Origin of the sequence: Paraburkholderia sp. J67, from assembly GCF_905220265.1 — a bacterium.
Classification (GTDB): Bacteria; Pseudomonadota; Gammaproteobacteria; order Burkholderiales; family Burkholderiaceae; genus Paraburkholderia.
Genome location: NZ_CAJMZK010000028.1, coordinates 43,141 through 69,242 on the forward strand (window position 1 = coordinate 43,141; position 26,102 = coordinate 69,242).

Below are 26,102 nucleotides of genomic sequence, written 5' to 3' on the forward strand. Positions count from 1 at the left end.
TCAAATCGTCCCAAACCAGTCGTTCAGATAGGCACGCTCGCCCGCCTTGTACGGAAGATCGGGCTGGAAGCCACCTGGATCGAGCTCATAACGCAGTTCATGCGATCCGCCCGCTTCAGAGGTGTAATAGCCGATCAGAATGAGGCGCTTCGCCGTTGGCCAGACATGCGCCCCACTCGGCCGGCCGCCTTCGAAGCACGACTGATCGTGTCGGGTGAGTACCCGAACCTTCTCCTCGGTGCTCAGGTCGCCGTAATGGCCGCCTGCGGCGCGATCGAGTTCCGACGCGAGCGCCTCGAGAAGATCCGGTTTCGCTCCGGCAAGTCCATGCTGAATCGCCAGACGCAAGAACTGGGGTACCTCCACGGCCAGGGCGCCTGGCGTATCCGTCTGCGGTATCGTCTGGTCGCAGAGAAAGTCGACAAGCGGCGGCGCTGCGTCTGCCGGCCGAAGCGTGCCGACCAATGTCCAGATGCCCGCTGCCGCTGCCGCTGCGCCGACACCTACAATGAGTCGTCGACGTTTGGGATTGATGCTGCGTGTCTCCATCACTTCCTTCGTTGTAGTAGTTGCCTGCATTGCGGGGCGATACACGAAGCGGCGTAGTGCTTCGATCTGGCTGTTAAGCACCGCTTGAGTCCATTAAGCCAACTGGCTCACTCGCCTGCGATATCGTGGGCGAGGAAGACTCACACTGAAGTCTAGGATTTGGTGCCTGGCCATATCAACGTTGCCGGCTATATCACTGTCATCAGGATGCGTGATGACGCAGGGACGAATCGGCTTCGAACCCGCAAGCCACTGCCCGGCCATGCGATCCGACAGCCCCATTGCTCCGGCGCCTGCCCCGCGATCGTCAGACGTAGTCGACCTGATGACGGCTCACGCGCACGCCTGCGAGTTCATCACGCACGCGGAGGTGCTCCGGATGGATGGCATAGGCTTGCAGTGCCTCGCGACTATCGAACTTCGAATAAAGCACGACATCGCAGGCATAGTCGATTCCGCTGAAATCGATGCCGATTTCGAGCTTGAGCAGACCCGGAATTTTTCCGTTGAGCCCTTCAAATGCGTGTTTGACCGCGCCGGCCGCCGTGGCTTTCTCCTCGGCGGACTCACCGCGAAGGTCCCACATCACGATGTGCTTGATGACACTCATACCTTAAAGATGCCCATAGAGGATTGCTGCGCCAGTGACACTACTCCTCACGCGTCGAGTGGAGTGAACGCAAGAGCAGGCTTACACTTCCAGCCCAAGGATCCGGCGATTTCGTGCCCTGTCTGCGGCAGCCCCTGCGAAGTCATCGAACGCCCGTTCCGTGACACGGATGAGATGCTCGCGGACAAACGAAGCCCCTTCCGCGGCGCCAGACTCGGGATGTTTGAGACAACACTCCCACTCAACGACCGCCCAGCCGTCGTAGTCGTGCTGGGTCAAGCTGGAAAAGATCGCCTTGAAGTCGATTGCGCCATCGCCTGGCGAGCGAAAGCGGCCAGGCCTCGAAACCCATGGCTGATAGCCTCCATAGACGCCACTGCGCCCATCCGGCCTGTATTCGGCATCCTTTACATGGAAGGCTCGAATGCGGCTATGGTAGATATCGATGAACGCGAGATAGTCCATCTGCTGTAGAAGCAGGTGACTGGGGTCGAACAGGATATTCGCGCGGGGGTGCTCGCCCGTCGCTTCCAGAAACCGTTCGAACGTCACGCCATCGTGCAGATCCTCGCCCGGATGGATTTCAAAGCAGACGTCCACGCCAGCTTCGTCGAAGGCATTCAGAATCGGCAGCCAACGCTTGCCGAGTTCCGAGAAGGCTTCCTCGACAAGGCCTGCTGGCCGTTGCGGCCACGGATAAAACAGATGCCACGCAAGCGCGCCAGAAAACGTCGCGTGTGCCTTGAGTTGAAGCTTCTGGCTGGCAGACGCGGCGAGACCCAACTGTCGTTGGGCCCATGCGAGCCGTTCATGCGGGCGTCCACGCACCTCTGAGGGCGCGAAGTTATCGAAGAGCTCGTCATACGCAGGGTGGGTCGCGATAAGCTGTCCCTGCAGGTGGGTCGAAAGCTCACTGATCTGCAAGTTATGTTCTGCGAGCATCCCCCGGACTTCGTCGCAGTAGTCCTGACTCGTTCCGGCGAGTTCCAGATCGAAAAGCCGACGATCCCATGTGGGAATCTGTACGGCAACGTATCCCAGCCCGTTCGCCCAGCTGGCCATTGACGCCAGCGAGTTATAAGGCGGCGTATCGCCAGCAAACTGTGCCAGAAAAATGCCAGGGCCTTTGATCGTCTGCATGCTCGTTCCTTATTTAACTAATCGTGACCCAGCCATGCGCGTTACGGCTCGCCGCGACTGCAACTTCGACAAAGCGCATGCTGCGAACGCCAACCTCTATGTCATTGACGAGCGCTGACGATCCGCTCTCGCCGGTTGCTCGTGCGCGAATTGCCGCGGCGAAATCGCGGTAGAGATTGGCAAACGCCTCGAGATAGCCCTCGGGGTGCCCTGCTGGCAGGCGGCACGCACCCGCTGCGGATGCCGCCAGATACGATGATCCCGCGTGGAAAGTCTGCGCCGGCCGATCGGGCCAGGAAACGCGCAATTGATTTGGATTCTCCTGCTCCCAGAGCAGCGAACCCTTTTCGCCGAAAACACGGAGGGCCAGTCCGTTACGCTCGCCCGCGGCGATCTGCGTCGTGTGAATGACGCCGGGTGCACCGCCTGAGAGACGGACGAGTAGATTGCAGTCGTCGTCGAGACAGCGGCCGTGGACGATCGACGAGAGGTCCGCACAAAGTTTGACGACTTGCTCGCCTGTCACAAACTCGACGAGATTGAAGGCGTGCACCCCAATATCGCCAATACAACCGCCAATGCCTGCGCGTGCGGGATCAGTGCGCCAGGCCGCCTGTTTCTGCGCATCGGCCTCGATAGGCTCGCTGAGCCACCCTTGCACATATTCAACGACGACCTTCCGGATTCGGCCAAGTTCACCTGCCGCGCACATGGCGCGCGCCTGCCGGATCATCGGATAGCCGGTGTAGGTATACGTCAGCGCGTAAAGCCCAGCGCTACCTGCAACCAGCGCAGCCAGCGCTTCTGCCTCTTCGAGCGTTGCAGTAGCGGGCTTGTCGCTGATGACGTGAAACCCGCGCTTGAGCGCGGCCGCCGCAACAGGAAAATGGAGGTGGTTCGGCGTAACAATCGCGATGAGGTCTACCGGATCCGTCCGGGCTTGCTCTCGCTCGAACAGAGACTCGTAGTCCGCGTACGCGCGCGACCAATCAATACCATATTGCGCGGCGGCTTGCGCCGAGCGTTCAGCGCTGCTGCTGAACGCTCCGGCAACGAGCTCGATCTGCCCATCGAGTTCCGCCGCAATCCGGTGAACTGGACCAATGAACGAGCCAGGACCGCCACCGACCATGGCGAGGCGTAATTTGCGAGAGACTCCACCTGACGTTAGGCTCATTTTGCGGCGGTCAACGTCGAGAGATAGGCCACCAGATCGCGGCGTGTTTTCTCGTCCGAGACGGCGAAAGGCATCCGGTTGCCCGGATAGACCTTTGCCGGGTCGGCCAGCCATGCGGACAGCCGCTCCGGCGTCCATGTATCGCGGGAGGCAGCGAGAGCACTCGAATAGCGGAAACCCGCAACAGAACCCACCCGTCGACCCGCGATGCCCGAGAGAGATGGGCCCATGAGCGTCACGCCCGGCGAGATTGAGTGGCAGGCCGCACAACGTGCGAAATCCGACTTGCCGGCGGCAACATCACCCGACTCGGCCTTCGCGGCCCCAACCGCCAACGCAACAAAACAAAGTACAACTGCCTGCAAACGCATAGCGCCCCTCACTTCGGTATCCTAAGATAATGCCAACTATCGATCCGCTCGCTACCGGCTACTATTCAGCAATTAACCGACGTGTTCAACTTCGCTCAGATTGCCGAGTACGCGGCGTGCAAGCGCATGGTGGCGACGCAGCTTGTCGAATCCGTCCGAATCCGTCCACATATGACCTTCGTACTCGCTCGACATAAAGCCGTTGTAACCGGCGTTGACGAAGATCGGCAGAATGCGGTCGTAATCCACAGATACTTCCGAACCGTCATCGGCAAAATCGAAGAATTTTCCGTGAATGTGGACGACCTGCGGCATGATCTCGAGCCACGCCTCCGGGTTCTGGCGTGAGAACAGCCCGAAAATGATGCTGATTTCGGTGATAAAACGTTCATTTGCGCCGAGCGCCCGGGCTTCGGCCTGGAACTTGTCACGGCGGGGATAAGCCTCCCCCTCTCCGTTCCAGTGTTCGAGCGCGAGCTGGATCAACGACTCGGGGATCTCCAGCTCACGGAAGTACTCAATGAAACTGGGGGGCACTGCGCGTGCGGACGCGCCGAAGTCAGGGATAAAGCCAAGATACGGCGAACCTACGCGCGAATACATTTCGCGGAACGCCAGCACATCGGGGTGCTGTACATGATGCGGCGCGTGCAGTTCGAGACCCAGCTTGACACCGAGTCTTTCGGCGAGCGGGACAAGGCGCTCGATGACTTCCGGACCTGCTGGATACTGGTAACGTACCACCGGAAAGCCCAGTTTCGCAGCCGCGTGGAGCTGACGCTCGTGGTACGTCACCATCTCGCTAATGGAAAGATCGCGATCGCGCGAGATACGGAAATCGGCGTTGATGCCCAGGCACGACGGCTCAAGGCCCGTTTCTTCGATCAGTCCACGGAAGTGATCTGCGAATGCATCGCTCACTTCCGGAAAACCGCGGATGCTCTGAAATCCGACCACTTCGAGGCCCGGACCAAGGTTCTCCGCCGCGACCTTGCGCACGAGTTCGTCGAACGTGTATTCGCGTCCGTGAAACTGGGTGGTCAGACTGTAGAGCGTCGTACCCAGTCGCAGACCTGTTTTCTTGCTGTTCATTGTTTTCTCCGGCTGTCAGTTAGTTCGCGACCAGGCGCTTCTCGGTCTTCGTGAGGCGGACCAGACCCTTGATGTACGGAGGACGCACGGCAAGCGTAACCGCGACGTCGTGTTCACTGCCCTTTACGATCGGCGCATGCTTCACGTTCAGCCATGCCGAGTCGAGCACGTACCACCACTGGTCGGTCAAGGCGCGCAGTTCTTCGGGACGCAGCGTCTGGCCCTCGATCTCAAACGTCACGTCAGCCAGGTCAATTGGTTCGCCATCCAGAAGAATTTCCGCAACGTCGACCGTGGACAACGGCAACGAGCGATACCAGGGCAAACGCACATCGATCGCAAATCCGCTTTCTGTTGCACGCAGACCGTTGTCGCTCACTACTCGATTTTTCATCATGTTCGAAACTTTCCATTTACAGGTTGGGTTAGAGCGCCTTCGGTGCACCCTCGCCGCGGATCGCGTGACTTTCACGCGATGCCGATTTCTCGTCGTAGCGATAAAAGGACAGGCAAATGACCTGCAAGACCATCAGAACGACCGGGGTGGCGTAGAACAACCAGCCGACCACCGATGCGGCTTTCGCTGTGATATCCGCGGGGTTATATCCAGCCCATCCCAGTGCGAACGCGGTCAAAGCAGTTCCAACAGCCATCCCGACCTTGATACCAAAGCTGACACTGGAAACGATGAGGCCGTCTGCCCGATTACCGAACGCGCTCTCGTGAACCTCGACCGCATCGGCCATCATTACGAAAGTCGTCGCCGCCTGAATGCCCGTCACGATGTTCGAGAGCACGAATAGCGTGACAAAAATGGTGGTGTGCGACTGAAACAGCGGCATTGCCAGCGTCAGTGCAATGGAGACACAAATTGCAGCGATATTGCCGATCCGCTTGCTGAAGCGCCTGAAGTAAAGACCGGCAAAGAATCCGCCAATCAGGATGGCAACGGATAGCAGCGGAAGCAGTACCGAAATCATCCACGGTGCGCGCAGCACGTCTTTCGTGAAGTACGCAACACTCGAAACGAGCACGCCAAGCTTGATGAAGATAAGCAGGGCCATCACAAACACAATGCGCCAGACCGGGTTGCTGAGCATCTGTGCGAGACTCAGCCTGACCGCGACGTGTTGAACGGCGGCTGCGGCCTGCGTGCGCTCCTTGCATTTGAGGAACACCAGAAAATACAGTGCAACGCTCAGCACAGCCATGATCACGGCTGCGACCGTAAAACCGTGTTGGCGATCGGCGCCGCCGATATATCCAACAATCGGCATCGTCAGGCCATACACGAAGATCGAGGCGATCGACGTCCCCATCGAGCGGAAGCTGCCGAGCTGATTTTTTTCGGCGGGGTTACGCGTCATCAGCGGCAGCAACGCGCTATAGGGGATGTAAAGCAGTGAATACACCAAGCCGAGCAGAGTAAGCGTGACATACGCGTAGGCAAGTTTCCCGACCGGCGAAAAATTTGGCACCGTGAAAGTGGCAATGCAGAGAATGCCAAATGGAATGGTCGCGTAAAGGATGTACGGACGAGCCCTGCCAAAGCGGCTCGAAGTCCGGTCGACAGTGAGACCAACCAGCGGATCAAAAATGGCGTCGAGTACACGGGTCACGAGCATCAGACCGCCAAGCGCTGCTACGGGCAACATGGCGACATCGCTGTAATAGAAAAGCAGAAAACCCGTGACCATGTTCCAGGCGAGGTTGGACGCAATTTCGCCCGCGCCATAACTCAGCTTCTCCCCCATAGAGAGGGTCGGCCGTTCGGCCATCGTATTTGGAAGGGACAGATCCATGATCGAAGGGCGTGGGGGCGAAAGCTCCCGACCCGCCGTGTCTCCTGAGTGTTGTTGGATATGGCAGGAGTCTACGGGTCGCGCTTTTCGTTGATCAACGAAGCTGGCGATATGACCGTCATCACCCGTTGTGATAACGATGACACTCCACTTAGGCGCACGTATATTCAGCGTCGGCTAGGCCGTGAACGCCGGATAGTAGGGCTCACTGTGGGTATCTATGTGGCCGCCCGCGTGTTAATTCGTCCCGGCGATTGTGTCGTCGTTGAGGAGTTGACTTATCCGCCAGCCCGTGAGGCCTTCCGTGTGGCGGGAGCGGAGATCGTCACGGTTGGGCTCGACGCCAACGGCCTGAAAGTCGATGAGCTGTAAAAGCCCTTCTATCGCACGCGTGTACGAGCGGTCTATATCACGCCACATCATCAGTTCCCGACAACAGTCCTGTTACCGGCGGCACGGCGTATGCGTATGCTGGCGCTCGCCGAGCAGTTCGATTTCGCCATTATCAAAGACGACTACAGCCACGAATTTCACTTTGCGCATCGGCCGATGCTGCCGCTCGCGAGCTTTGACCGCAGAGGCAAGGTTGTCTATGTCGGGTCAATGTCGAAACTGCTAACCCCGTCCCTGCGCATCGGCTATCTCATCGCGCCTTCGCAGTTCATCGACCGGGCGTCGGCCGAGGTCACTATCATTAACCGGCAGGGCGACCCGGCGACAGAGGCGGCAGTCGCGGACCTGTTGGCAAGCGGTGTTATCCATAGCCACACCAGGAAGGTGATGAAGCTCTACACGGAGCGACGCGACCTTCTCGCCCGATTACTAACGATGCACCATGATGATTGGCTAGCGTTCGAGCTCCCTGTCGGAGGATTAGCGCTCTGGACAGTTCTCAAGCAGGATCTCAATATGGATGCGCTTCAGGAGGTTGCAGCACGGGAAGGCGTACGGTTCCTGCCGACTGGATTGTTTTCGACCAGGGACCGCTCGTATCCTGCTCTACGTCTGGGCTTCGGCAGCTTGAATACCGATGAGATAGAAGACGCCGTGTCACGATTGCGTCGAGCTTTTCTCGCCTTCTCGCCGTGATTCAATTAGGCCACTCCAAACAGCAGCGCCGAGTCAGCGTAGCGCATGGCATATCTAGCTGATCATCGCGTGCTCGGCACACCGGAAGCCATAGCTTGTTCGTTTGACTAATTGGTCGATGAACGTTGATGTGAGTATCGATTATCTATCGGTGATGCCACGCAGACTGGCCGATGCAGGCATGGACGAGCGCAATGGACCGTTGATACAGGCTTCCAGATTGTTCAACGCGCTCGTCCTCGTGTCGCCCTGGCCCAGAATCGGCGAGGCCCCTCTCACCACTGCCTAGAATCTGTGCATGACGCCAGTCTCAACGAGTGATTGACTTCTGCTGGATGATGGCGCAGCGGTGTATATCTGCGCATACGTGCCCGGCCCGCTCGCGCGCTGGTAGATGCCGGCGACATAAAGCTCGGTACGTTTTGACAAGAAATAGTGCGCCGCGATATCGATCTGGTTGTAGTGCGTCGAGCGCGACGACGAATAATTCCCCAGCGTGTAGACATACGACAGGCCCAGTTCCACCGTGGGCGTGACGTACTTATACGCCGACGCTTCGAAATTCTGCAAACGTAGCCCGGTCGAATCCGAATAGTTGAATAACACGTTCGTATAGTTGCCGAGCACGTGGAACCACCCGAAGTCGTAGCTGCCGCCAACGCCCATGATGCGCTGCTCGTTAGTGCCCGCGCCGCTGAGGCTCGTCACGAAGGGTGAGCTGAATCCCCAGCCGGTGCTGTCCACGGCGCCACTGGTCAGATTCGAAGGCACGGCATTGCTGCGGCGATTGAATTCTGTCAACGCGGCGGCCACTTTGAGTGGCCCGTGCTCATAGGAAACGGAGCCGCTAAAGCCGTTGTTATCCGAGAATTCCGTCGAATTCGAGAACGCGTAGCTGCCCGCGAATTTCAATCCATACACGCTCGGCGACGCATAGCGAATCGAGTTGTTGAACCGATTGGTGAAGAACATATTGTCGTTGTCGCCAATATGTGCGCCATAGCCCGCGAACACATTCGACGCCGTGGTGAACCACATCGTGCTCGTCATTTCTTCATACTGGCGCCCCATCGACACCGTGCCCGCCTGGTCGTTGCTCAGTCCCAGCCACGCTTGCCGCCCGAAGATACCGCCATTGAGCTGCGCGCCATTGGTGATGTTGAAGCCATTTTCCAGCGTGAAAATCGCTTTCGTGCCGCCGCCGAGATCCTCCACGCCTCGCAAGCCGAAACGCGGTGGCATCATGCCCGCGTTCGACAAGGAGAACTGGTGACTGCCCTTGGCGTTGCTCAAGTAGACTAGCGACTCCGAAATCGCGCCATAGAGCGTGATGCTGCTTTGCGCGTGCGCAGCCCCTGCTGCACCGAGTGCCGAGGCGATACACAGCGCCGCCACGTGCCAGCGCAGCGCAGGAAAATTGCGTTGATTCATTTTGTCTCCTTAGTCATCCTGATTGTTATATCGACTACTGTCTCTTATTGAACCCTCTCCGCGGCGGTGCTTTTCGCCCGCCTGTTCTGTCTGCGGAGAGGGGAATTATCCCGTCGTATCAGTTGCCTCCTGCTACCGAAGGCGTTTGCGCGCCCGCTTCACTGGCACGCTTCGCCGGGCGGCCCCAGATCGGCAGCGGAGCAAGCTGCAACAGCGTGGCGAGCAGAACTAGCGCGATGCGCACGGTCCAGCCGCTTTCATAGAAACTTGCGAAGATCGCCGGTGGCCCGAGCAGCACGCCCAGATAAGTCGCCTGCGCCACGAGGCCGCTGGTGGCGCCCATCGTCGCGGCGCTCGGCGCCGCGGCCGGCACCATCGTCCAGATCAAGCCGTTCAAGAGACCGATGCCGAGCGAAAACGCACAGACCGCCACCACTGCACCGGCAAAGCCCGTCATCGGCAGATAGAGTGCGACCCCACCGAGCAGCGAGACCACACCGCCCGCCGTCGCCAGCAGACGCGCGCCGACGCCGCCCTTGAGCAGATGACCGACCGACAGCGCGCCGATGCATACGAACACCTCGGCACCCGTCCCCACTCCGGCCGCCGTGCGGATAGGCACGCCATAGCGGCGCGCGAGATAGACCGTGAGCGCGGCCATGATACCGGTCTGGATAAACGCCGATGCACCTGAAGCGAGCGCCACACGATAAGGACGCGGGCTTTTGAGCACTGTCAGGATGTCCGCGAGACGGCGCGGCGTGACGTCCCTGGCCTTGGCCGGCAGCAAAAAGCCCGCGAGCGTGAGCGCCACCATCAGGATCGCGTGTCCGCCGAACGCCCAGCGCCACATTTCGCCGCGCTGGGCCAGCGGCGCAACGAGACTCAACGTGAGGCCGATGCCCACCGCCGTGTGCGACGTCCACAAACCGAGCGCAATGCCGCGGCGAGCGCCTGACGTCGTGCGCATGATGAGCGTCACCGCACCGACAGTCAGCGCGAGATAGCCCACGCCTTCGAGCAATCGCCACGCGAACAAGGCGTTCACGTCGTGCGCGAACACCACGCCGAGATTACCCGCGAGCCCGAACAGCGAACCGCCGATGATCACACGCCGGTCGCCGATACGATCGACGATCCATCCGCCGAACAGCGCGAACACCGCCGTGATAAGCGAAGGGATGGAAATGACCCAGCCCGCCGCCGCATGGGACAACGCGAATTGCCGCGCGATGTCGCCGATGACGGGCACCGATTGCGTCACGAGCGAGGTCGCAACGGTGCCGTAGAGATAAAGCAGAATGATGCAGGGCCAGCTACCTGGGGTGAGCATGACGTTGTCTCCGATATTGTGCTTTGTAGCGTTGCCGTGTGCCCGGCATGAACCCGGCAATTATGCGGCAAGCGTCGTGCCCCGGGCGGCGCCCGCTGGCCAGTCGAGCAGACGGCACAGGTTGCCGCCCATGACGTCCGCGCGCTCGGCGTCGGACAACCACGAAAGCGCCTCGCTGAAATGCGTCACGCACTGGCGATACGGATGATGCAGGCGGGAGAGATCGCTGGCCCACACGATGCGCTGCGGGCCGAACGCGTCGAAAATCTGGCGCAAGGTCGGCTCGATGGAGCGGAATGGCCACGGATCTAACGCGTAATCGCCAACGCCCGCGGCCTTCACGTGCACGTTCGGATAGCGTGCGAGCGCAAGCAGCGCAGGCAGATGATCAAACGCGGTGGGGCCGCTCGCGCCGCGCGGCACGCCGAGGTGATCGACGATCAGGCGCAGCTTCGGATAGCGCCGCACAATTTTCTCCGCTTCGCCCAGCGCGCCCGGTACGTGCAGCGCGATCACCAGTCCGTTTTCCTGCGCGAGCGGCCAGACGTCTTCGTAGCGCCCCGCGAGCAGTGGCGCGATACGGTCCGGCGTGTTGAACAGGAAGCGCACGCCGCGCATGCCCGGCGTCTCGTTCCAGCGCGCGAGCGCGGCAGCGGGGTTTTCGCAGTCGGCGGGCAGCAGACCCATCACCGCGAATCGATCAGGCTCGTTGCGGGCTAGCGCAAGCGAATAAGCGTTGGACTCGGGGTCCCACAGCGGCGGCACGAGCAGGACGCGATCCACGCCCGCGCGCGCCATTTCATCCACGAGGACATCGCGCGTGACGGGCGCGCGGCGATGATGTCCGGTTGAACTGCCGTTCTCCCACGCATGCACCTGGGCATCGACGATTTGCATACTGTTTTCCTTCAATTTCAGAGTTGACCTCGACGGTCCTGCTTCACGCCCCGGCGAACAGGCGCCCGGCACCTTCGATGCGCCCCTGCCAGCCCGCCAGGCGAAGCACTGACCAGAGCGTGGCCTGATTGCTCGTCACGACCGGCAGGCCAAGCGACGTTTCGAGTTCGTGCGCGGCCTCGAACGCGCGCACGTTCGCGCAGGAGAGCAACACAGCGCCAACCTGAGCATCGATCTGCTCGCGCACGATCCCGGCGATGCGCTGCGGTGTCATCTGCGCGGCTTCTTTGGCGTCGGTAAAACCGAGCGAGACTGTGCGCGCAACCGTATGCCCCGACGCTTCGAGCGACTCGCGTTCGATGCGCGAGAACACGTCGGCGAACGGGCAAACGTGCAGAATGCGTTCGCATCGCAGCGCCGCGAGCGCCTCCTTGATGGCGACCATGGTGTTGGTCGCGGGCAGACCCAGGCGCTCGCCCAGACGCTGCGCAAGCAGCGCATCGCCAAGGGCGCCGTTCGCGACACTCGCGCCCGTGCAATTGAAAACCACCGCGTCCGGCGTAAGATCCTGCAAATATTCGGCTTCTTCGGCTGCTTCGAACCAGGCGCGCTGCAAGCTTTCCATCGTCACGCGTCCGCCCTCTTTTCTCAGGCGAATGCGATGGACGTGATAGGCCACTTCGTCGGGACAAAACAGACGGAAGTCGTCCTCGGCGATGGTGTTCAGCGACGGCACCACCATGCCCACGCGTACTTTTTTCATTTCGTTCCTTGTCTGCTGATGCCGCGCTGCGCGCTCGTCAAGTCGGGGAAGCGCACGAGCCTCAGAACGGCACGTGCTGGATTCAGTGTATTTCTCTGCGCTTTGCGCCACCAATTGGAAAATGGCCGTGGCGATTTGTTTTTTCTGAATCGCTGCGCTGGCCGTGCACACGCGCTCACTGTCCGCCGTGATCGCTCATGCGCGCCATGGCGCGAGCAGGCTCGCGCTGCTCGAAGGTTTCGTCGAGCGCTTCAAGCGTCTTGCCGCGCGCCTCGATGCCCACGAACAGATATGTCACGCCGCACAGCAAGAGACATAGCGCGACGAACTGGAATGCAGGCACGATCACACCGAGCGTCGCCGAGGGCATCACCATGTTGCTCGAGCCGGCCACCCAGGCCAGTCCGATCGGGCCGATCATCTTGCCGACGGAGCCCGCGAGACCGGCATAGCCCGCGCCACTGCCGCGCACTCGCGTCGGCCAGATTTCCGTCGAATAGACCGCGCAGACCGCGAAGCTGCCATCGGCGAACACGAAGGCGAATAGCAAGGGCAGCCAGAACCATGTGGGAGCGAGCAGATCACCGTGCCCCACGTAGCCGGCGCAAAGCGCCGCGAGCGCCGCGCCGATCGCGAACCAGCCGCCCGTGCGGCGGCGTCCGATGCGGTCCGCAAGACAGGCAGCCGCGAGACGCGAAACGATGCCGCAGACACTGAAGCCGATCATCAGCCGCGATGCGCCCGCTGGCGTGACCGATTGCACCTGCGCAAGCAGCGTTGGCGCCCAGAGCACGATCCCGTAATAACCGGCGACGAGTCCGATATTGACGAGCGTGGCGGTGACAACGCTGCGCGGATGCGCAAAGATTTCGGACCAGCGCGCGGCTGGCACGCCGCGCGCGGGCGCTTCCCCCTCGCGCCATTGCACTTCGGAGCCCAGCGCCCACTGCACCGAGCGGCGCGCCTCTTCGCTACGTCCTTGCAGGTTCAGCCAGCGCGGCGATTCGGGCACGTAAAACGCGCCGATTAGCGCGACCAGCGCGGGCGCTGCGCCGAGCGCGAACGTCAGCCGCCAGCCGATCGCTGGAATCACGAAGGCACCGCTGAACGCGCCGAGCAGCAGCCCGCAGGTCGTGATCGCCGACACCACGCCAGTCAGCACGGCGCGCCGCCGCGGCGGGATGAATTCGTTGACGAGCGCGATCTGGATGAAGTAGCCGCCGGTGCAAAAGCCGATCACGGTACGTAGCACTGCCATGTAGATCCAGCCGCCGGCGGGGGTGAACGCGAGACCAAGGCTCATCGCCGCGAGCAGCAGCAGCGACGCCACGAATACGGGCTTGCGTCCGAAACGGTCGGCGATCATGCCCCACACGACGCCGCCCACGATCGCGCCCGCGCCCGAGGCGAGCAGCACTGCACCCATCATGCCGTACGTCATGCCCCAAGGCTTGACGAGGAACGCCATGATGAAACCAATCAGATAGGCGTCCCAAAACTCCAGCATGCTGCCCACGCCGATCAGCACGAGCAGCATGCGCTGGTTGCGGCTCAGGTGGCGCTGATCCTGAAAAGGGCTTTGCCCGCTTTGTATGAATTGCATGTCGATCTCCGTCTCCTGAGATGCGTGCCGCTTGTGTCGAGCGCGGCACTCTTGTCTTAGTCAGGATTCCGATTCTAGTGACGGGTCGACTTCGCGCGGCATAGGAAAGGAGCGCGTGGTCATCAGTTGTTGCTGTGCGGCCTGCGAGCCACGCAGCGGGGACACTCAGCTGTCCAGCGTATTGCGTGTGCGCAGTTGCGGGAAGCGCCACGCCCACGCGAGCGCGACGCAACAGGTGAGCGCGCCGCCCAGTACCACAGCGCCGACCGGCCCGACCACGCTGGCGAGCGAGCCCGACTCGAACTCGCCCAACTGGTTGCTCGCACCCACGAAAATCGCGTTGACGGCGCTCACGCGCCCGCGCATATCGTCGGGCGTTTCGAGCTGCACGAGGGTCTGGCGGATCACCACGCTCACCATGTCCGCCGCGCCAGTCACGACGAGCGCGAACATCGAGAGCCAGACATTCGTCGACACCCCGAACGCGATGGTGGCCGCGCCGAATACACCAATCGCCGCGAGCAACGTCACGCCCACTCGCCGTCGCGGCGGACGACGCACCAGCCACAGCGACATGACGAAGGCACCGACGGCGGGCGCGGCACGCAGCCAGCCCAGCATCGTGGGGCCGCCATGCAGAATCGTGTCGGCGTAGATCGGCAGGAGCGCCACGGCGCCGCCAAACAGCACCGCGAAAAGATCAAGACTGATGGCCCCAAGCACGACCGGTTTGCGCCAGACGAATACGAGGCCGCCTGCGATCGCGCCCAGGGACGCGCCGCGAGGCGGGCCATCTGCGCCTCGCAACCGCAGCCGCGTCGCCAGTGCGAGGCCCGCGAAGAACAGCAGCGCGGCGACGGCGTACACGGTGCCGATGCCGAGACTCATGAGCAGCCCGCCAAGCGCGGGCCCGAGGATCACGCTCGTCTGCGAGCCCGTCGAGACGGCCGCCATGGCCCGGCTCAACGCGCGTGGAGGCACTGTTGCGGGCACGAGCGCCTGTAACGCGGGCATCTGGAACGCGCGCGCGGCGCCGAGCAACAGCGATGCGTACAGCAGGCCGTCGCGCGTGAGGCCGTTGCGACAGGTGGTCCACGTCATTGCCGCGGCGATCAGTCCTTGCACAAACAGGCAAACGACCACGATGCGCGAGCGCGGCCAGCAGTCGGCGGCGTGCCCCGCTGGCAAGGTCAGCACCAGCACTGGAATGAACTGATAGAGCCCGACGAGCGCGAGTGACCACGCGTCATGGGTGAGCGCGTACATCTGCCAGCCAATCGCGACGAACAGCATCTGGATGCTCACGGTCCACGCGACACGCACGGCCAGCAGGCAGCGAAACGGCACGCAGGAAAATAGCGGGAGATCCGCGCACGCGGGCGTAGGCGCGACAGAAGTTTCGGTAGACATGGCGGGAAAATACGAAGGTGTTGTGTGGGGCACACAGCCGCTTCGCGAGCGCGCGCGGCGAGGCACGCGTCGACATATCGACGCGTTAATGAATGTGCGGGATGCTGCGGATCGTCAGCCGGGTGGTTCGGCAGCGCCGCCGTTGATCGCCTGCGCGTGGCGGCGCACGCTGCGCAGGAACGTCTGCTGGACGTCGTTGGGCCGCCAGTCGCGGCGCGCCGTGATGCCGACCACGGGACCATCCCACGGCACGTCGATCATCAACGGCGCGAGCAAGCCAAAACGCCGCTCGCTCAACACCTCGGTCCAGCTCAGCACGGTCAACATGTCACTGTCGAACAGCGTGATGCGGATCGTCGAAAGCGAATACGTTTCAATGCTCGCGAAAGGCGGCGCACCATCGGAGAACACGTATTCGTAGGCTTCACGGCGCGGCGAACTACGCGGCGGCACGATCCACTGAAATTGCCGCAGCGCGTCCGACGTCACGACCGGCTCACGCGAGAGCGGATGATCGCGGCGCGCGACCACACAATAGCGCTCGTGATAGAGCGGCGACTCGACGAAATCGAACGACGCGTCGGGATGCTTGAGCACGCCAAGCATGAAGTCGACTTCTCCTCGCAGCAGCTTGGTCAGCAACTGGTCATACGTCCCGTTGATAATCACGACGCGCGCGTCGGGAAACTGCGCGCTCACCTCCCGGATGGCGCTCACGATCAGAATCGACGGATCGAGCAACAGCACGCCCACCGTCACGCTGCGCTCGCGCGGGAATTGGTAGGCGTTCAGCGCATCGGTCATCGCCGCGATCAGGTTCGCGATCGTCTTGAGCTGGCGCGCGAAGTTCTTGCCAGCCTCGGTGGTCGTAACGCCCGAGGCTGAATGACGGTAGAGCGGCGCGCCCAGGTTCTGCTCCAGCGTGCGCGCCGCGCGCTGCAACGAGGCCTCGGTAATGCCGAGCAGACGCGCCGCCGCGCGGAACGAGCCGCACTCAGCAATGGCAATCAGACAGCGCATCTGCGTGCGCGTGATGCCGCCCACTAGCACAGCCGCCGCCACGTTGCGCGTGCTGCCCACCTCGCTCACGGCATCCTGCGCCGCCTGCAAGATCTTGCGCGTACGCACCAGCGCGGCGACGCCGGCCGGGGCCAACCAGGTGCCGGTGGTCGAGCGCTCGAACAGGCTCACGCCCATGAGTGACTCGAAGGCCGCGAGACACGACGTGGTCGCCGGCTGCGAGCGCAACAGCTCCTGCGAAGCCTGGGTTACGTTCTCGTGGCGCGCCACCGCCTCGAACACACGCAATTGCCAGAGGCTCGGCTGTTCGACCGACACTGCATTCTGCTCGATGGGTGACGCCACGACCGATGCCATGATGCCGGTTTCCGAAGGTGAGAAGGTTTCCATATAGCACAGCGCCCCGGCGCTGCGCGACCAGGTTTCCTACCCGGCCACGCGATTACGCAGCGTGCCGATGCGCTCGATGGTGATCGCACATTCATCGCCGGGCTTCATGAAAACCGGCGGCGTGCGCGAGAAGCCAACGCCGCTGGGCGTGCCAGTCGCGAGAATGTCGCCCGGGTGCAACGGCGCAATCGACGAGACATACTCGATGAAACGCGGAATCTTGTGCACCATGCTCGCCGCGGTGTCGTCCTGCATGACCTGGCCATTGAGCGTCGTCTGGATGCGCAGCGCGCCGGCGTCGCCCACTTCGTCGCGCGGAACGATCCAGGGACCGATTGCGCCGCTCTGGTAGAAGTTCTTCCCCGGCGTAATCTGGCGCGTATGGAACTGCCAGTCGCGCACGCTGCCCTCGTTCATGATCGTGTAGCCGGCCACGTGTTCGAACGCGTTCTCCGCCTTCACGCGATAACCCGGTTTGCCGATGACCACCACGAGCTCGCCCTCGTAGTCGAACTGCTCGCTCACGCCCGGATGGCGCAGCGCCTGGCCGTGGCCCACGAGCGAGTCGCTGGCGCGCGCGAAAAGCGCGGGCTGCTTCGGCAATTCCTGCACGCGCCCCGCGCCCTGCACTTCGTTGTGGTGCTCGACGTAATTGAGCGCGAGACACCAGATATGGACCGGCTGGGCGATCGGCGGCAGAAAGCTGATATCGGCGAGCGCGTAGTCGGTTTGACCTTCAGCGCGCGAGAGCGCGTCGCGCGGCATATCCGCTTCGCAGAACGCCTTGAGTGTGGGATAGCGATCGCCGATACGCTTGCCGAGATCGATCACGCGCTCGCCATCGACTGCGCCCCAGGTCTCACTGCCGTCCACCACAAAGCTTGCGTATTTCATGATGTTCTCCTAAATATTGTGAATAACAATCTTGATCAGACGAGACCGGCATACGAGCCGCCATCGAGTTGCAGATTCTGTCCCGAGATGAAACCCGCCTGCGCGCTGCACAGAAACGCACAGGCGTCGCCGAATTCCATCGGATCGCCCAGACGCTTCGCGGCGATGGTCGCGGCGATGCGCTGCTTCGCCTCCGCCACCGTGATGCCGTCCTTCTTCGACATGCGATCAGCCATATAGCGCTGGCGATCGGTGTCGAAGCGTTCGGGCAGCATGTTGTTGATCGTGACGTTGTCGACCACCGAATCGCGCTGCACCGATTTGCTGAGTGCAGTGAGGCCGGCTCGCACCGCTGCGGACAAGCCCATCGTGGCGCTGGGCGACTTCACCATCGCTGACGTGATGTTGACGATGCGTCCGAACTTGCGGTTGCGCATGCCAGGCACGAAGTGCTTGATCAGAAAGATCGGCGCGAGCATGTTGCCTTCCACCGCGTCGAGCCAGTCCTCGCGGCTCCAGTCGGCGATCTTGCCCGGCTCCGGGCCCGCGTTGTTGTTGACGAGAATATCGGGCTCCGGGCACGCGGCGATAAGCGCCGTCCGCCCCGCTTCGGTGTTCAGATCCGCAACGATAATCTGCGGTCGCTGACCGGTTGCCGCCTCGATCTGATGCGCGGCTGTTTCGAGTGCATCGGCATGGCGGCCGTTGATGAAGACACGGCACCCTTCTCGCGCCAGCGCGGTCGCGCAAGCGAGTCCGAGTCCGCGCGACGAGGCGCACACCAGCGCCGTTTTTTCAGCGATTCCAAGATTCATGGTTTGTCTCTTACGTTCGTTGCGATCAATCCTGGCAGCGATATTTCAAGCCGGGATAGACGTGCATAGCGTTGTTGCAGAACACGTCGTGACGGTGCGCATCGCACAGATGCGGCGTCGCGCTCACGTAACGGCGCGTGTCGTCATAGTTATGGCCGGTGCGCGGATCGATGCCCTTGACCGCGCCGATCATCTCCGAGCCGAACAGAATGTTCCGGTGCGGCACGACTTCGGTGAGCAGGTTCACACCCGCCTGGTGATACACGCAGGTGTCGAAGAAAAGGTTCTTCATCAGACCGTCTTCAAGCGTTTTGAAGCCCATGTCCTGCGCAAGACCGCGATAGCGGCCCCAGTGATACGGTACCGCGCCGCCGCCATGCGGAATCACGAAGCGCAGCGTCGGGAAGTCGTCGAATAGTTGCGGCGCGAGCAGAAACTGCATGAACGCGGTGGTGTCGCCATTCAGATAATGCGCGCCCACATGATGGAAGCACGGATTGCACGAACTGCTCACGTGGATCATCGCGGGCACGTCGAGCTCGACCATCTTCTCGTAGAGCGGGTAGTAGCGGCGATCGGTCAGCGGCGGATCGGTCCAGTAGCCCCCCGAGGGATCGGGATTGAGATTGCAGCCCACGAAACCCAGTTCGTTGACGCAACGCTCCAGTTCCGCGACGCAGGCGCTCACGTCCTTGCCCGGGGATTGCGGCAACTGGCACACGCCCGCGAAATTGCGCGGATAAAGTTGCACGACGCGATGAATGAGGTCGTTGCACACGCGCGCCCATTCGATGCCCTGTTCGAGCGTACCGAGGTGATGACCCATCTGCCCGGCGATCGGCGAGAACAGCGTGAGGTCGAGACCGCGCTCGCGCTGCACCTTGAGCTGGCCGGATTCGAGCGCTTCGCGCAGTTCGTCGTCGCTGATGTCGAGCGGCGCGCCGTACACAGGGCCCGCGTGTTCGAGCTGGCGTCGGCGCCATTCGTGCAGCGCCTTGGGAACGGTCGTAAAGTGACCGTGACAATCGATGATCATAGTCTGATGACCTGAGAAAGAGTGGAAATGAGGCGCGCTCAGTCCTGCCAGGCGACCATCGGCGTAGCCTGCTTGACGAAGCGCTCTGGCGGCTTTTCGCCGGTGTCGTAGCTCATGCCGTCACCGATGCGGATGTGGTTGAAGCGGCTCGTCGCCGTCATGCGCTCCTGCGAGATCCAGTGCTCGTGCATCTGCCCGAACGGGCTCATCCAGTAGTCGAAGATCTGGCTACCCAGCGCATGGCGGCCGATGCCGCGCACATGGTCGTAGTCGCGCTGCGCGAGATGGTCGTAGCCGAAGAAGATGTCGTCGACGCCTTCCACCTGATACGAAACGTGATGCAATCCTGCGCGCTGGCCACGCAACAGAAAGACGACGTGGTGATCGACGGGCGTGTCGCCAAGATCTACGCGGCTGAAACGGCCAATCACGTTCTCCGGCTCGCCGACGTAAAGCTCATCGGTGGGCAGCAGCCCGAGCGTGCGCTGATACCACGCAATGGATTGCTGCAATTGGGGCGTAGCGAACGCCGTGTGCGCGATGCGCTCCACGCGCGCCGCGCCCAGCGCGCGGCTTTCGCCCGCCTCGCCGCGCACAAGCGCACGTGGCGAGAGGCGCGCCGCCTGCTCGCGGCCGGTGACGAATTCGAGCCAGAAACCGTCCGGGTCTTGCACCCGCACGCGCTTGCCGCCGCCGGGACCGTCGATCTGCTCGACGCCGCGCGCGCCCGGCAGTTTCGCTATTTCGTCGAGCAGCGCCGGGTCGCGCAACTCATAGGCACAGCTGACGACGCCAGGCTCGCCCAGCTCCGTCACGTGCAGGAAGGGGGCTTCGCCCACGCCGCGCATGTAGAGGCGCCGCGCGTCACGATGGACTTTCACCATGCCAAAGTCTTCGAGGAAGGCTTCCATGCGCCCGAGGTCTGGGGCGCTGAGCCGAACGTAGGCGATGCCTGAAATGGTCGAGGCCAAGTGTGTCTCCATGTTCCGGTTTTGGGTCATGCAATGTCGCGGCATGCGATCTGCGGTAGCGCTGGTGCGTCAGGCCAGTATCGCCTGCACCGGACCATATAGCTCCTCCAGCGTATAACGGCGCGTGATGAGCCGCTGTTCCAGCGCGTACCGAACGGCGATCTCGACCGCCGATGCGAGTTTCTCGAAACCCACGGGTTGCAGGTCGGGGCTGCCCGGCGGATTGCCGGCTGGTGCGCGCTCACGCGCCTCGCAAAGGAGCCGATACACCTCCCGGATCGCATCGGGATGCGTTTCGGCCAACGAACGCTTGACGGTCACGACGTGATTGATCGGCACGGCTTGCGTGCGCTCGTGCCAGGCCGCCGCCGCTTCGGCAGGCGTGGGAATCAGCGGACGAATGCCAGCCTCTCCCGACAGACCGCCGCCCGCGATGATGGCGTCCACTTCGCCCGCGCGCAGCATCGCCTCGAGGCTCGCCGTCGAGTCGAGACGCGTAACCCAGCTGGGTTCAGCGTAATCGGCGACATGCGCGTCTTCCTGGCTCAGCCATTGCACGTCGGCGAGTTGCACGCCGTAATCATCGGTAAGGAGGCCGCGCACCCATGTGGGCGTCGTCTGCGTGTACGCACGCATCGCCACGCGTCTGCCGCCCAGTTCGCGCGCCGAGAACGTCGCGTTGTCGCGCACGAGGATGCTCTTGTGATGGAATCCGCCGTTCATCACGAACGGCAGCATCACGTAGGGTTTGCCTGCCTCGAAGGCTTGCAGGAAGGTGATGATCGCAAGTTCCGCGACGTCGTATTTCTCATGGCGCACCACGTCCTTGAACGCTTTCTGCGCGGTGTCCACGTTGGCGAAGTCCAGTTGCACGAGCGACGAGGCGAGCGTGCCATCCTTGAGCGGCTGCGTCTTCGGATACGTGCCCAACATCGTGGGGATGGTGAGGATTGAAGCCGTATTCATCGTTTTCCTCAATAGGAATGCTGGCGCTGACGATTGGAAGACTATTGGATCGACGGGTCGATAAACGCGTCGGCGATCGGTGGACGCGTTGCGATCAGACGTTGCGCATGGGCGTATTGCACGAGCGCTTCGAACGATTTTTCGTTCTGCACGAGCCCATAGGGCAGCGGGTCGCCAACCTGTTCCGCGAGCTGCCGATAGCGACGGTCCTCGGGGCTGTCCGCCTCCCCCCTCTTGACGCGCGCGAGATAGTTTTCCTTGGCCGCCGTGAACGCTACGAACAAACGCCGGGGCAGATCGGGGTCACGCGCGAGCAACTCGTTGCGCACCACGATCACGCCATGCAGCGGGTAGATGCCCGTGCGGCGATACCAGTCGGCTTCACGGGAGGCCGCGTTGTCGACCAGATCGACGAGCCGGTCGTCGAGATCGGCGCCCACACCCGCCAGACCGCCAAAACCGGCTTCCAGCTCGCCTGCGTTCATCATCTGTGCGAGCGAAGTACCGCTCGCCACACGCCGCACGTTCGACGGGAGCACGAAGGACTCGACGTTTTCGTCCTCCTCCGTCAGCCATGTCACCTTGTCGAAATCCACGCCGTATTCGTCAGCGAGAATGCCGCGTGTCCAGACGGCCGCCGTCACCGAATAGGCGCGCACGCCAATCGACCGACCTTCCAGATCCTTCGGATGCCGAATTGTCGAATCCTTCAGTCGTTGCAAGCCCGCATGCCGAAAGCGCCGTGTCATGGGTAACGCCAGTGCCGTGACCGGCGCACCCGCTGCGAGCGCCATCAGGTACGAGGTGGGCGCCATTTCACAGATGTCGTAAGGCTGGCTGCGTGCCATGCTGCGATAGGCGTCGGGCATACGCTTGATGTCGATGAAATCGAGATCGACGCCCTCCAGCCGCACCGCGCCGCTACGCAGGTCTTCGACCTGGCCATGGCGACCGAGGACGATGGAGTATTTTTCAGTCATTTTGAGTTCCCCTGTTTGCGTCGACGCTATGCGCTCAAACACGAGCGGCCAGTTGACGGCCTTTGTCGAGCGCGCCGAAATCGCGCTTCGGAAACGTCATCAGAAAGCGATAGCCCTCGTCGATCACACGCGCCACGTTGCTCTCATTGACGTGCGGATGACCGACCGGAATACCGTATGCTTTGCCGATCTCGCGCACATGCGCCATCAGGCGTAGGAGTTCCGGGTTCTCGTATTCACGCGGACAGCCGAGTTCCTGCGTAAGATCACCCTCGCCGATCAGCAGCACGCCGATACCCGGCACGCGCTTGACCATCTCCTCGAGGTTATCGATCGCTGCGGTGTCCTCGATCATCAAGGTCACGAGAATCTCGCCTTCCGGCGCGAGCGGCCAGACGTCGGCCTTACGGTAGTACTCCTGCTGCGACAGGCCCCAATAGCGCGCAGCGGGCATGGGCGCGTCGCCGCGCAGGCCGGCCGGTTCGTAGTGCGGCTTGCCGGGCAGACGCGGATAGCGGCACGCCGCCACCGCGTTATAGGCCTGTTCGGCCGTGCTGATGCGCGGCCATACGATGCCGTACGCGCCGAGATCGAGCGCTTGCTTGGCGAACCACTGGTTCATCTCGCTGCCGCTCGGCGGAATGCGTACGAGCGGTGTCATCTGGCAGGCGACGGACACGCTCTGCGCGATGCGCTGGCGCAGCAGCAGAAACTGCATGGCATTACGCAGCGCACCGATGTCCCATGGCGTGTGTTCGAGCTCGAAGACCACGCCGTCGTTCGACGATTGCGCAAAGCTGACTGCGTTTTCGATTTCGGCCTGGATGAAGGAGGTGAAGGCGATGCCGCGGCCGGTTTCCAACGCGCGGATGATCCCATTGAGTCGTTCCGACATGTCGTCTGTCTCCGCTCTTAAAGAATGGCGCCGCAGAATGCGTCGCCCGCCTGTGCCGGCAACTGCTTTTCCGTCCAGCTCTGACTTCCGTCGGTGGTGAAGAAGACCTGACCACCGCGCGTGACCGTAATCACGCCATCAGGGTCGCTCACATGGGTGCCGAAGCCCATCATGGTGCTGCGCGGTTCGACCGCGGCGTCCGCGCGCGACCATGTTTCGCCGAGGTCGTCGCTGACATAGAGCGCGCCCGCCGCGCTACGTGACGAGATACTGAAGCAGGCATACATTTTTTTAGGATTGCCAAATACAAAGCGACATTCGCGGGTGTATTGAAACGGGGCAAACTTCCCCACTTCGAGATCGCGAAAGGTCTTGCCCTTGTCCTTGCTTTCAAAAATACCGAGACGGCAGATATAGAACAGCGAATCGGGCGTAGTGTGTGACGTGCAGACCGAATGAGCGTCGAACATGCCTTCGCTGTCATCGTCGGTTTCAATCTTGCTCTTGAGATTCGGCGCCTCAGCCATCTTCACCAGCCCCGCCGGCTCGCCGCGCCAGTTCTCGCCGCCGTCTTCGCTCACCAGAAAGCCGTTGATCTCGGCGACGGCGTACATGATCGCGGGATTCGTCGGATGAAACGCGATGCGCATCACGCGCGAGTGGCCAAAGCGAATCTGGAAGCGTTCGGGATGGTGTGCATTGCATTTGCGCCAGGTGTCGCCGCCGTCGTCGCTGCGATAGACGCCTACCGGGCCGGTTCCCGCGAACAGCACGTCGGGTTCTTGCGGATGGACGACGATGGTCCAGAACTGCACATCTTCGTCGGTCACGTTCAGCTTCTGCCACGACTCGCCGCCGTCCGTCGAGCGGAACACACCCTTTCGCGCCGCCACGTAGATCACATCCTCACGCGTGGGATGCGGCGTGATCGCCTGAACCGACGCATCGGCCGGTATATCGCTAACCCGCTCCCATTCGCCCCCGGGTTGGAGTCTGAACAGCGAGCCGATCGCCTCGGGCCGGGTCACCGCGGTTCCGACCAACATCAAATTGCGCATAACGCCTCCATCGTTTTGTGCCACGCGCCAGCAGCGCAGGCCATGTGTCGATTCGTCCGGGCTCTCGTCCCGGTTGTCTTCAAATGACGGAAAGCAGTGTATGGCGGGGCGGCTACGCTTGGTCATTCGAAATGTGCCATCGCTATAGATTCTTGCTTAGTAGATGCGCTGTCTGGGCACGTCGGGGGGCGACGTCCGCACAGACGAACACAGCGACGACTGGCTGCTGGCACACAACCTTGACGACAGGACTGCTCGGGTTGGATTGCGGTGGCAAACACCGTGGGCGATTATGACGCGGCAAGACCTGACTTATCTGGTGTGCTGTAAGGAGATGAATCCGCTATCCGCTGCGATGAACAGCACGGCGCGTGCGTATCGCACACAAGGCGCGAAGCAAGCCACGACGTTGCGATCTTCGGACGTAAGGGAAAAAGGTGTGGCGATGTAACCCCGCTTACGCAGAACTGTATTTTTCACTCGAGAAAATCTGCTAGGCCGGGTGCCCCGATTGCTCATTCTGATCGTCGTCCGCATAAGTTTCGGAGACCGGGATGTATGCAAAACACAGCGCACCGTGATTCTCAAAAGCCGTCGAAATCGCTCTTGAGAAATTCTCTTCCGTCGCGTCCTTCGAAGATGAGCAGGCCGTCACGAGGGTTGCGCCCACCAAGATGCTGATGAAGGTTTTAGTAAGAGTGTTCATCGCGTAATCATATGATGAATAATCGAAATCTTACAGCGTAGCTGTGATTGTCGGGCAGTCGGCGCTAGAGAAGCTCCGTCATAAGGCGCTGGATTCTGCCCTGCTGGCCAACTACGGCGTATGGCGACGCGAAGACGCGGTACGTCATCTCGGCGCAAACCGGGTCGAAGATTTCATTTTCTGGTTGGGAAAATGATCGACCGTTAGTCGCAATTTCCGCTTATCTGCGGAGGCTGATGACATATCGCTTTCTCAGAAAAAGAAAGCCCGCGACACCCTTTCGGGGGCGCGGACATTGTTGCAGCAGAAACTCGATCAACACATTGCAGAGACCATCGACCCGCGACGAGTGCGGCTCTCAATTAGGCCGCGACGCTCGGCCCCCCGGAAAGCGGCATTAATCGTGTTGAGATGAAGCGCCTCGGCGAGATCCCGTTGCGTGGGCAGCTTGTCGCCCGCACGCAGAATCCCTGCTAGAACAGCTTCCTCGATCTGGTCTGCAAAATGGCGGATGGGATGCGCCCCTACGTATGCGGGCGAAATCCGGAAGCCAGTCAGAGGAAAGTGCCGCGTGGGCAGGTCGCGTGCCGCGTGACCAGGTTGAAACGGTAGCATCGTGCATCATGGCGCGCATCCTACACCGGGCGCACACGAAGATGGCTTGTCCATTCCCTTCCACGAGGTAGACGTTCGAAGAATCCCACAAAGCTCGCATGCTCAGGTGGTATCTCAAGCGTGCAGCCGGTCGCAATCGCATCGGCGAGGTACAGGGTGTCGGCGAACACCTGGGCACCGCGGGTTTTGGCCAATGCGTCGAGCGAACGTTGGCTCTCAATCACGGTGGCGATAAATCGCGCAATCCGCGCCGCGGCTGCGGCCGCAGTGATGGCGGCAATAGCCGCATCTGCCTGGAGGCCGATATCGGGATTGTGAATGTTTGCGTCATTCACGCCGTGCGTGTCGACGAGACAGCGAACGATATCTTCAGAAAAGTCGTTACTGGAATAGGTCATATAGAGCCTTTGTTCAGCGGTGCAGCGCTGTAAGGGTGAACGCAGTCACGTTTCGAGGTATCGATGTAGCGCTCGCGCGCGCGGGGCACGC

At 61.7% G+C, this 26,102-nt stretch carries 28 protein-coding genes; 2 read left to right on the plus strand and 26 right to left on the minus strand.

Annotated features, from left to right (window positions below):
- The 8 genes from U5782_RS33310 to U5782_RS33345 form a co-directional block, all read right to left on the minus strand.
- The gene (locus U5782_RS33310) at nucleotides 1–630 is read right to left on the minus strand and encodes a gluconate 2-dehydrogenase subunit 3 family protein (protein WP_322048110.1); all 630 of its coding nucleotides are present in this window, start codon (nucleotides 628–630) and stop codon (nucleotides 1–3) included.
- A gap of 226 nt (nucleotides 631–856) precedes the next feature.
- The gene (locus U5782_RS33315; protein WP_322048111.1) at nucleotides 857–1,159 is read right to left on the minus strand and encodes a Dabb family protein; all 303 of its coding nucleotides are present in this window, start codon (nucleotides 1,157–1,159) and stop codon (nucleotides 857–859) included.
- 81 nt (nucleotides 1,160–1,240) lie between these two features.
- Nucleotides 1,241–2,299 carry a sugar phosphate isomerase/epimerase gene (locus U5782_RS33320; protein ID WP_322048112.1) on the minus strand — a complete coding sequence of 353 codons (1,059 nt, stop codon included), beginning with the start codon at nucleotides 2,297–2,299 and terminating at the stop codon, nucleotides 1,241–1,243.
- Between the two features lie 13 nt (nucleotides 2,300–2,312).
- The gene (locus U5782_RS33325) at nucleotides 2,313–3,431 is read right to left on the minus strand and encodes a Gfo/Idh/MocA family oxidoreductase (protein WP_322048113.1); all 1,119 of its coding nucleotides are present in this window, start codon (nucleotides 3,429–3,431) and stop codon (nucleotides 2,313–2,315) included.
- A gap of 41 nt (nucleotides 3,432–3,472) precedes the next feature.
- Nucleotides 3,473–3,847, minus strand: coding sequence for a c-type cytochrome (locus U5782_RS33330; protein WP_322048114.1), 375 nt, complete (start codon nucleotides 3,845–3,847; stop codon nucleotides 3,473–3,475).
- A gap of 72 nt (nucleotides 3,848–3,919) precedes the next feature.
- Nucleotides 3,920–4,939 (minus strand): sugar phosphate isomerase/epimerase family protein, encoded by a 1,020-nt coding sequence (locus tag U5782_RS33335; RefSeq protein ID WP_322048115.1) that lies wholly within the window; start codon nucleotides 4,937–4,939, stop codon nucleotides 3,920–3,922.
- A gap of 19 nt (nucleotides 4,940–4,958) precedes the next feature.
- Nucleotides 4,959–5,336, minus strand: a complete 378-nt coding sequence (locus tag U5782_RS33340; protein WP_322048116.1) for a C-glycoside deglycosidase beta subunit domain-containing protein — start codon at nucleotides 5,334–5,336, stop codon at nucleotides 4,959–4,961.
- A gap of 28 nt (nucleotides 5,337–5,364) precedes the next feature.
- Nucleotides 5,365–6,741: a glycoside-pentoside-hexuronide (GPH):cation symporter gene (locus U5782_RS33345; RefSeq protein WP_322048117.1), complete on the minus strand. Its 1,377-nt coding sequence runs from the start codon at nucleotides 6,739–6,741 to the stop codon at nucleotides 5,365–5,367.
- 111 nt (nucleotides 6,742–6,852) lie between these two features.
- Between U5782_RS33345 and U5782_RS33350 the strand changes: the two genes are divergently transcribed.
- Together U5782_RS33350 and U5782_RS33355 are read left to right on the plus strand one after the other, a co-directional pair.
- Nucleotides 6,853–7,113: an aminotransferase class I/II-fold pyridoxal phosphate-dependent enzyme gene (locus U5782_RS33350; protein ID WP_322048118.1), complete on the plus strand. Its 261-nt coding sequence runs from the start codon at nucleotides 6,853–6,855 to the stop codon at nucleotides 7,111–7,113.
- Nucleotides 7,114–7,209: 96 nt separating this feature from the next.
- Nucleotides 7,210–7,830 carry a PLP-dependent aminotransferase family protein gene (locus U5782_RS33355; protein ID WP_322048119.1) on the plus strand — a complete coding sequence of 207 codons (621 nt, stop codon included), beginning with the start codon at nucleotides 7,210–7,212 and terminating at the stop codon, nucleotides 7,828–7,830.
- Nucleotides 7,831–8,115: 285 nt separating this feature from the next.
- Here the strand turns inward: U5782_RS33355 and U5782_RS33360 are convergent, their stop codons facing one another.
- The 18 genes from U5782_RS33360 to U5782_RS33445 all read right to left on the minus strand — a co-directional run bounded on the left by U5782_RS33360 (nucleotide 8,116) and on the right by U5782_RS33445 (nucleotide 26,011).
- Nucleotides 8,116–9,261, minus strand: coding sequence for a porin (locus U5782_RS33360; protein ID WP_322048120.1), 1,146 nt, complete (start codon nucleotides 9,259–9,261; stop codon nucleotides 8,116–8,118).
- A 118-nt stretch (nucleotides 9,262–9,379) separates the two neighbouring features.
- Nucleotides 9,380–10,594, minus strand: a complete 1,215-nt coding sequence (locus tag U5782_RS33365) for a CynX/NimT family MFS transporter (RefSeq protein ID WP_322048121.1) — start codon at nucleotides 10,592–10,594, stop codon at nucleotides 9,380–9,382.
- 60 nt (nucleotides 10,595–10,654) lie between these two features.
- Nucleotides 10,655–11,491, minus strand: a complete 837-nt coding sequence (locus U5782_RS33370) for an amidohydrolase family protein (RefSeq protein WP_322048122.1) — start codon at nucleotides 11,489–11,491, stop codon at nucleotides 10,655–10,657.
- A gap of 43 nt (nucleotides 11,492–11,534) precedes the next feature.
- On the minus strand, nucleotides 11,535–12,254 hold the full coding sequence (locus tag U5782_RS33375; RefSeq protein ID WP_322048123.1) for an aspartate/glutamate racemase family protein: 720 nt from the start codon (nucleotides 12,252–12,254) through the stop codon (nucleotides 11,535–11,537).
- 175 nt (nucleotides 12,255–12,429) lie between these two features.
- On the minus strand, nucleotides 12,430–13,857 hold the full coding sequence (locus U5782_RS33380; protein ID WP_322048124.1) for an MFS transporter: 1,428 nt from the start codon (nucleotides 13,855–13,857) through the stop codon (nucleotides 12,430–12,432).
- Between the two features lie 165 nt (nucleotides 13,858–14,022).
- The gene (locus U5782_RS33385) at nucleotides 14,023–15,267 is read right to left on the minus strand and encodes an MFS transporter (protein WP_322048125.1); all 1,245 of its coding nucleotides are present in this window, start codon (nucleotides 15,265–15,267) and stop codon (nucleotides 14,023–14,025) included.
- 114 nt (nucleotides 15,268–15,381) lie between these two features.
- Nucleotides 15,382–16,677 carry a LysR family transcriptional regulator gene (locus U5782_RS33390; RefSeq protein WP_322048126.1) on the minus strand — a complete coding sequence of 432 codons (1,296 nt, stop codon included), beginning with the start codon at nucleotides 16,675–16,677 and terminating at the stop codon, nucleotides 15,382–15,384.
- 36 nt (nucleotides 16,678–16,713) lie between these two features.
- On the minus strand, nucleotides 16,714–17,571 hold the full coding sequence (locus U5782_RS33395; RefSeq protein ID WP_322048127.1) for a fumarylacetoacetate hydrolase family protein: 858 nt from the start codon (nucleotides 17,569–17,571) through the stop codon (nucleotides 16,714–16,716).
- 35 nt (nucleotides 17,572–17,606) lie between these two features.
- On the minus strand, nucleotides 17,607–18,386 hold the full coding sequence (locus U5782_RS33400; protein ID WP_322048128.1) for an SDR family oxidoreductase: 780 nt from the start codon (nucleotides 18,384–18,386) through the stop codon (nucleotides 17,607–17,609).
- A 25-nt stretch (nucleotides 18,387–18,411) separates the two neighbouring features.
- Entirely contained in the window at nucleotides 18,412–19,422 is a 1,011-nt protein-coding gene (locus U5782_RS33405; RefSeq protein ID WP_322048129.1) for an amidohydrolase family protein, read from the minus strand.
- A gap of 38 nt (nucleotides 19,423–19,460) precedes the next feature.
- Nucleotides 19,461–20,393 (minus strand): VOC family protein, encoded by a 933-nt coding sequence (locus U5782_RS33410; protein ID WP_322048130.1) that lies wholly within the window; start codon nucleotides 20,391–20,393, stop codon nucleotides 19,461–19,463.
- Nucleotides 20,394–20,462: 69 nt separating this feature from the next.
- Entirely contained in the window at nucleotides 20,463–21,359 is an 897-nt protein-coding gene (locus tag U5782_RS33415; RefSeq protein WP_322048131.1) for a hypothetical protein, read from the minus strand.
- Between the two features lie 41 nt (nucleotides 21,360–21,400).
- Nucleotides 21,401–22,339 (minus strand): ABC transporter substrate-binding protein, encoded by a 939-nt coding sequence (locus tag U5782_RS33420; protein WP_322048132.1) that lies wholly within the window; start codon nucleotides 22,337–22,339, stop codon nucleotides 21,401–21,403.
- A gap of 34 nt (nucleotides 22,340–22,373) precedes the next feature.
- A complete protein-coding gene (locus U5782_RS33425) occupies nucleotides 22,374–23,234 on the minus strand; it encodes an HpcH/HpaI aldolase family protein (protein ID WP_322048133.1) in 861 nt (286 codons plus the stop codon).
- A 17-nt stretch (nucleotides 23,235–23,251) separates the two neighbouring features.
- Nucleotides 23,252–24,418, minus strand: coding sequence for a hypothetical protein (locus U5782_RS33430; protein ID WP_322048134.1), 1,167 nt, complete (start codon nucleotides 24,416–24,418; stop codon nucleotides 23,252–23,254).
- A 367-nt stretch (nucleotides 24,419–24,785) separates the two neighbouring features.
- Complete coding sequence (locus tag U5782_RS33435) at nucleotides 24,786–24,998, minus strand: hypothetical protein (protein WP_322048135.1); 213 nt, start codon at nucleotides 24,996–24,998, stop codon at nucleotides 24,786–24,788.
- Nucleotides 24,999–25,313: 315 nt separating this feature from the next.
- Nucleotides 25,314–25,613, minus strand: a complete 300-nt coding sequence (locus tag U5782_RS33440; RefSeq protein WP_322048136.1) for a GntR family transcriptional regulator — start codon at nucleotides 25,611–25,613, stop codon at nucleotides 25,314–25,316.
- A 20-nt stretch (nucleotides 25,614–25,633) separates the two neighbouring features.
- Nucleotides 25,634–26,011, minus strand: a complete 378-nt coding sequence (locus tag U5782_RS33445) for a hypothetical protein (protein ID WP_322048137.1) — start codon at nucleotides 26,009–26,011, stop codon at nucleotides 25,634–25,636.
- Between the last annotated feature and the right edge of the window lie 91 nt (nucleotides 26,012–26,102).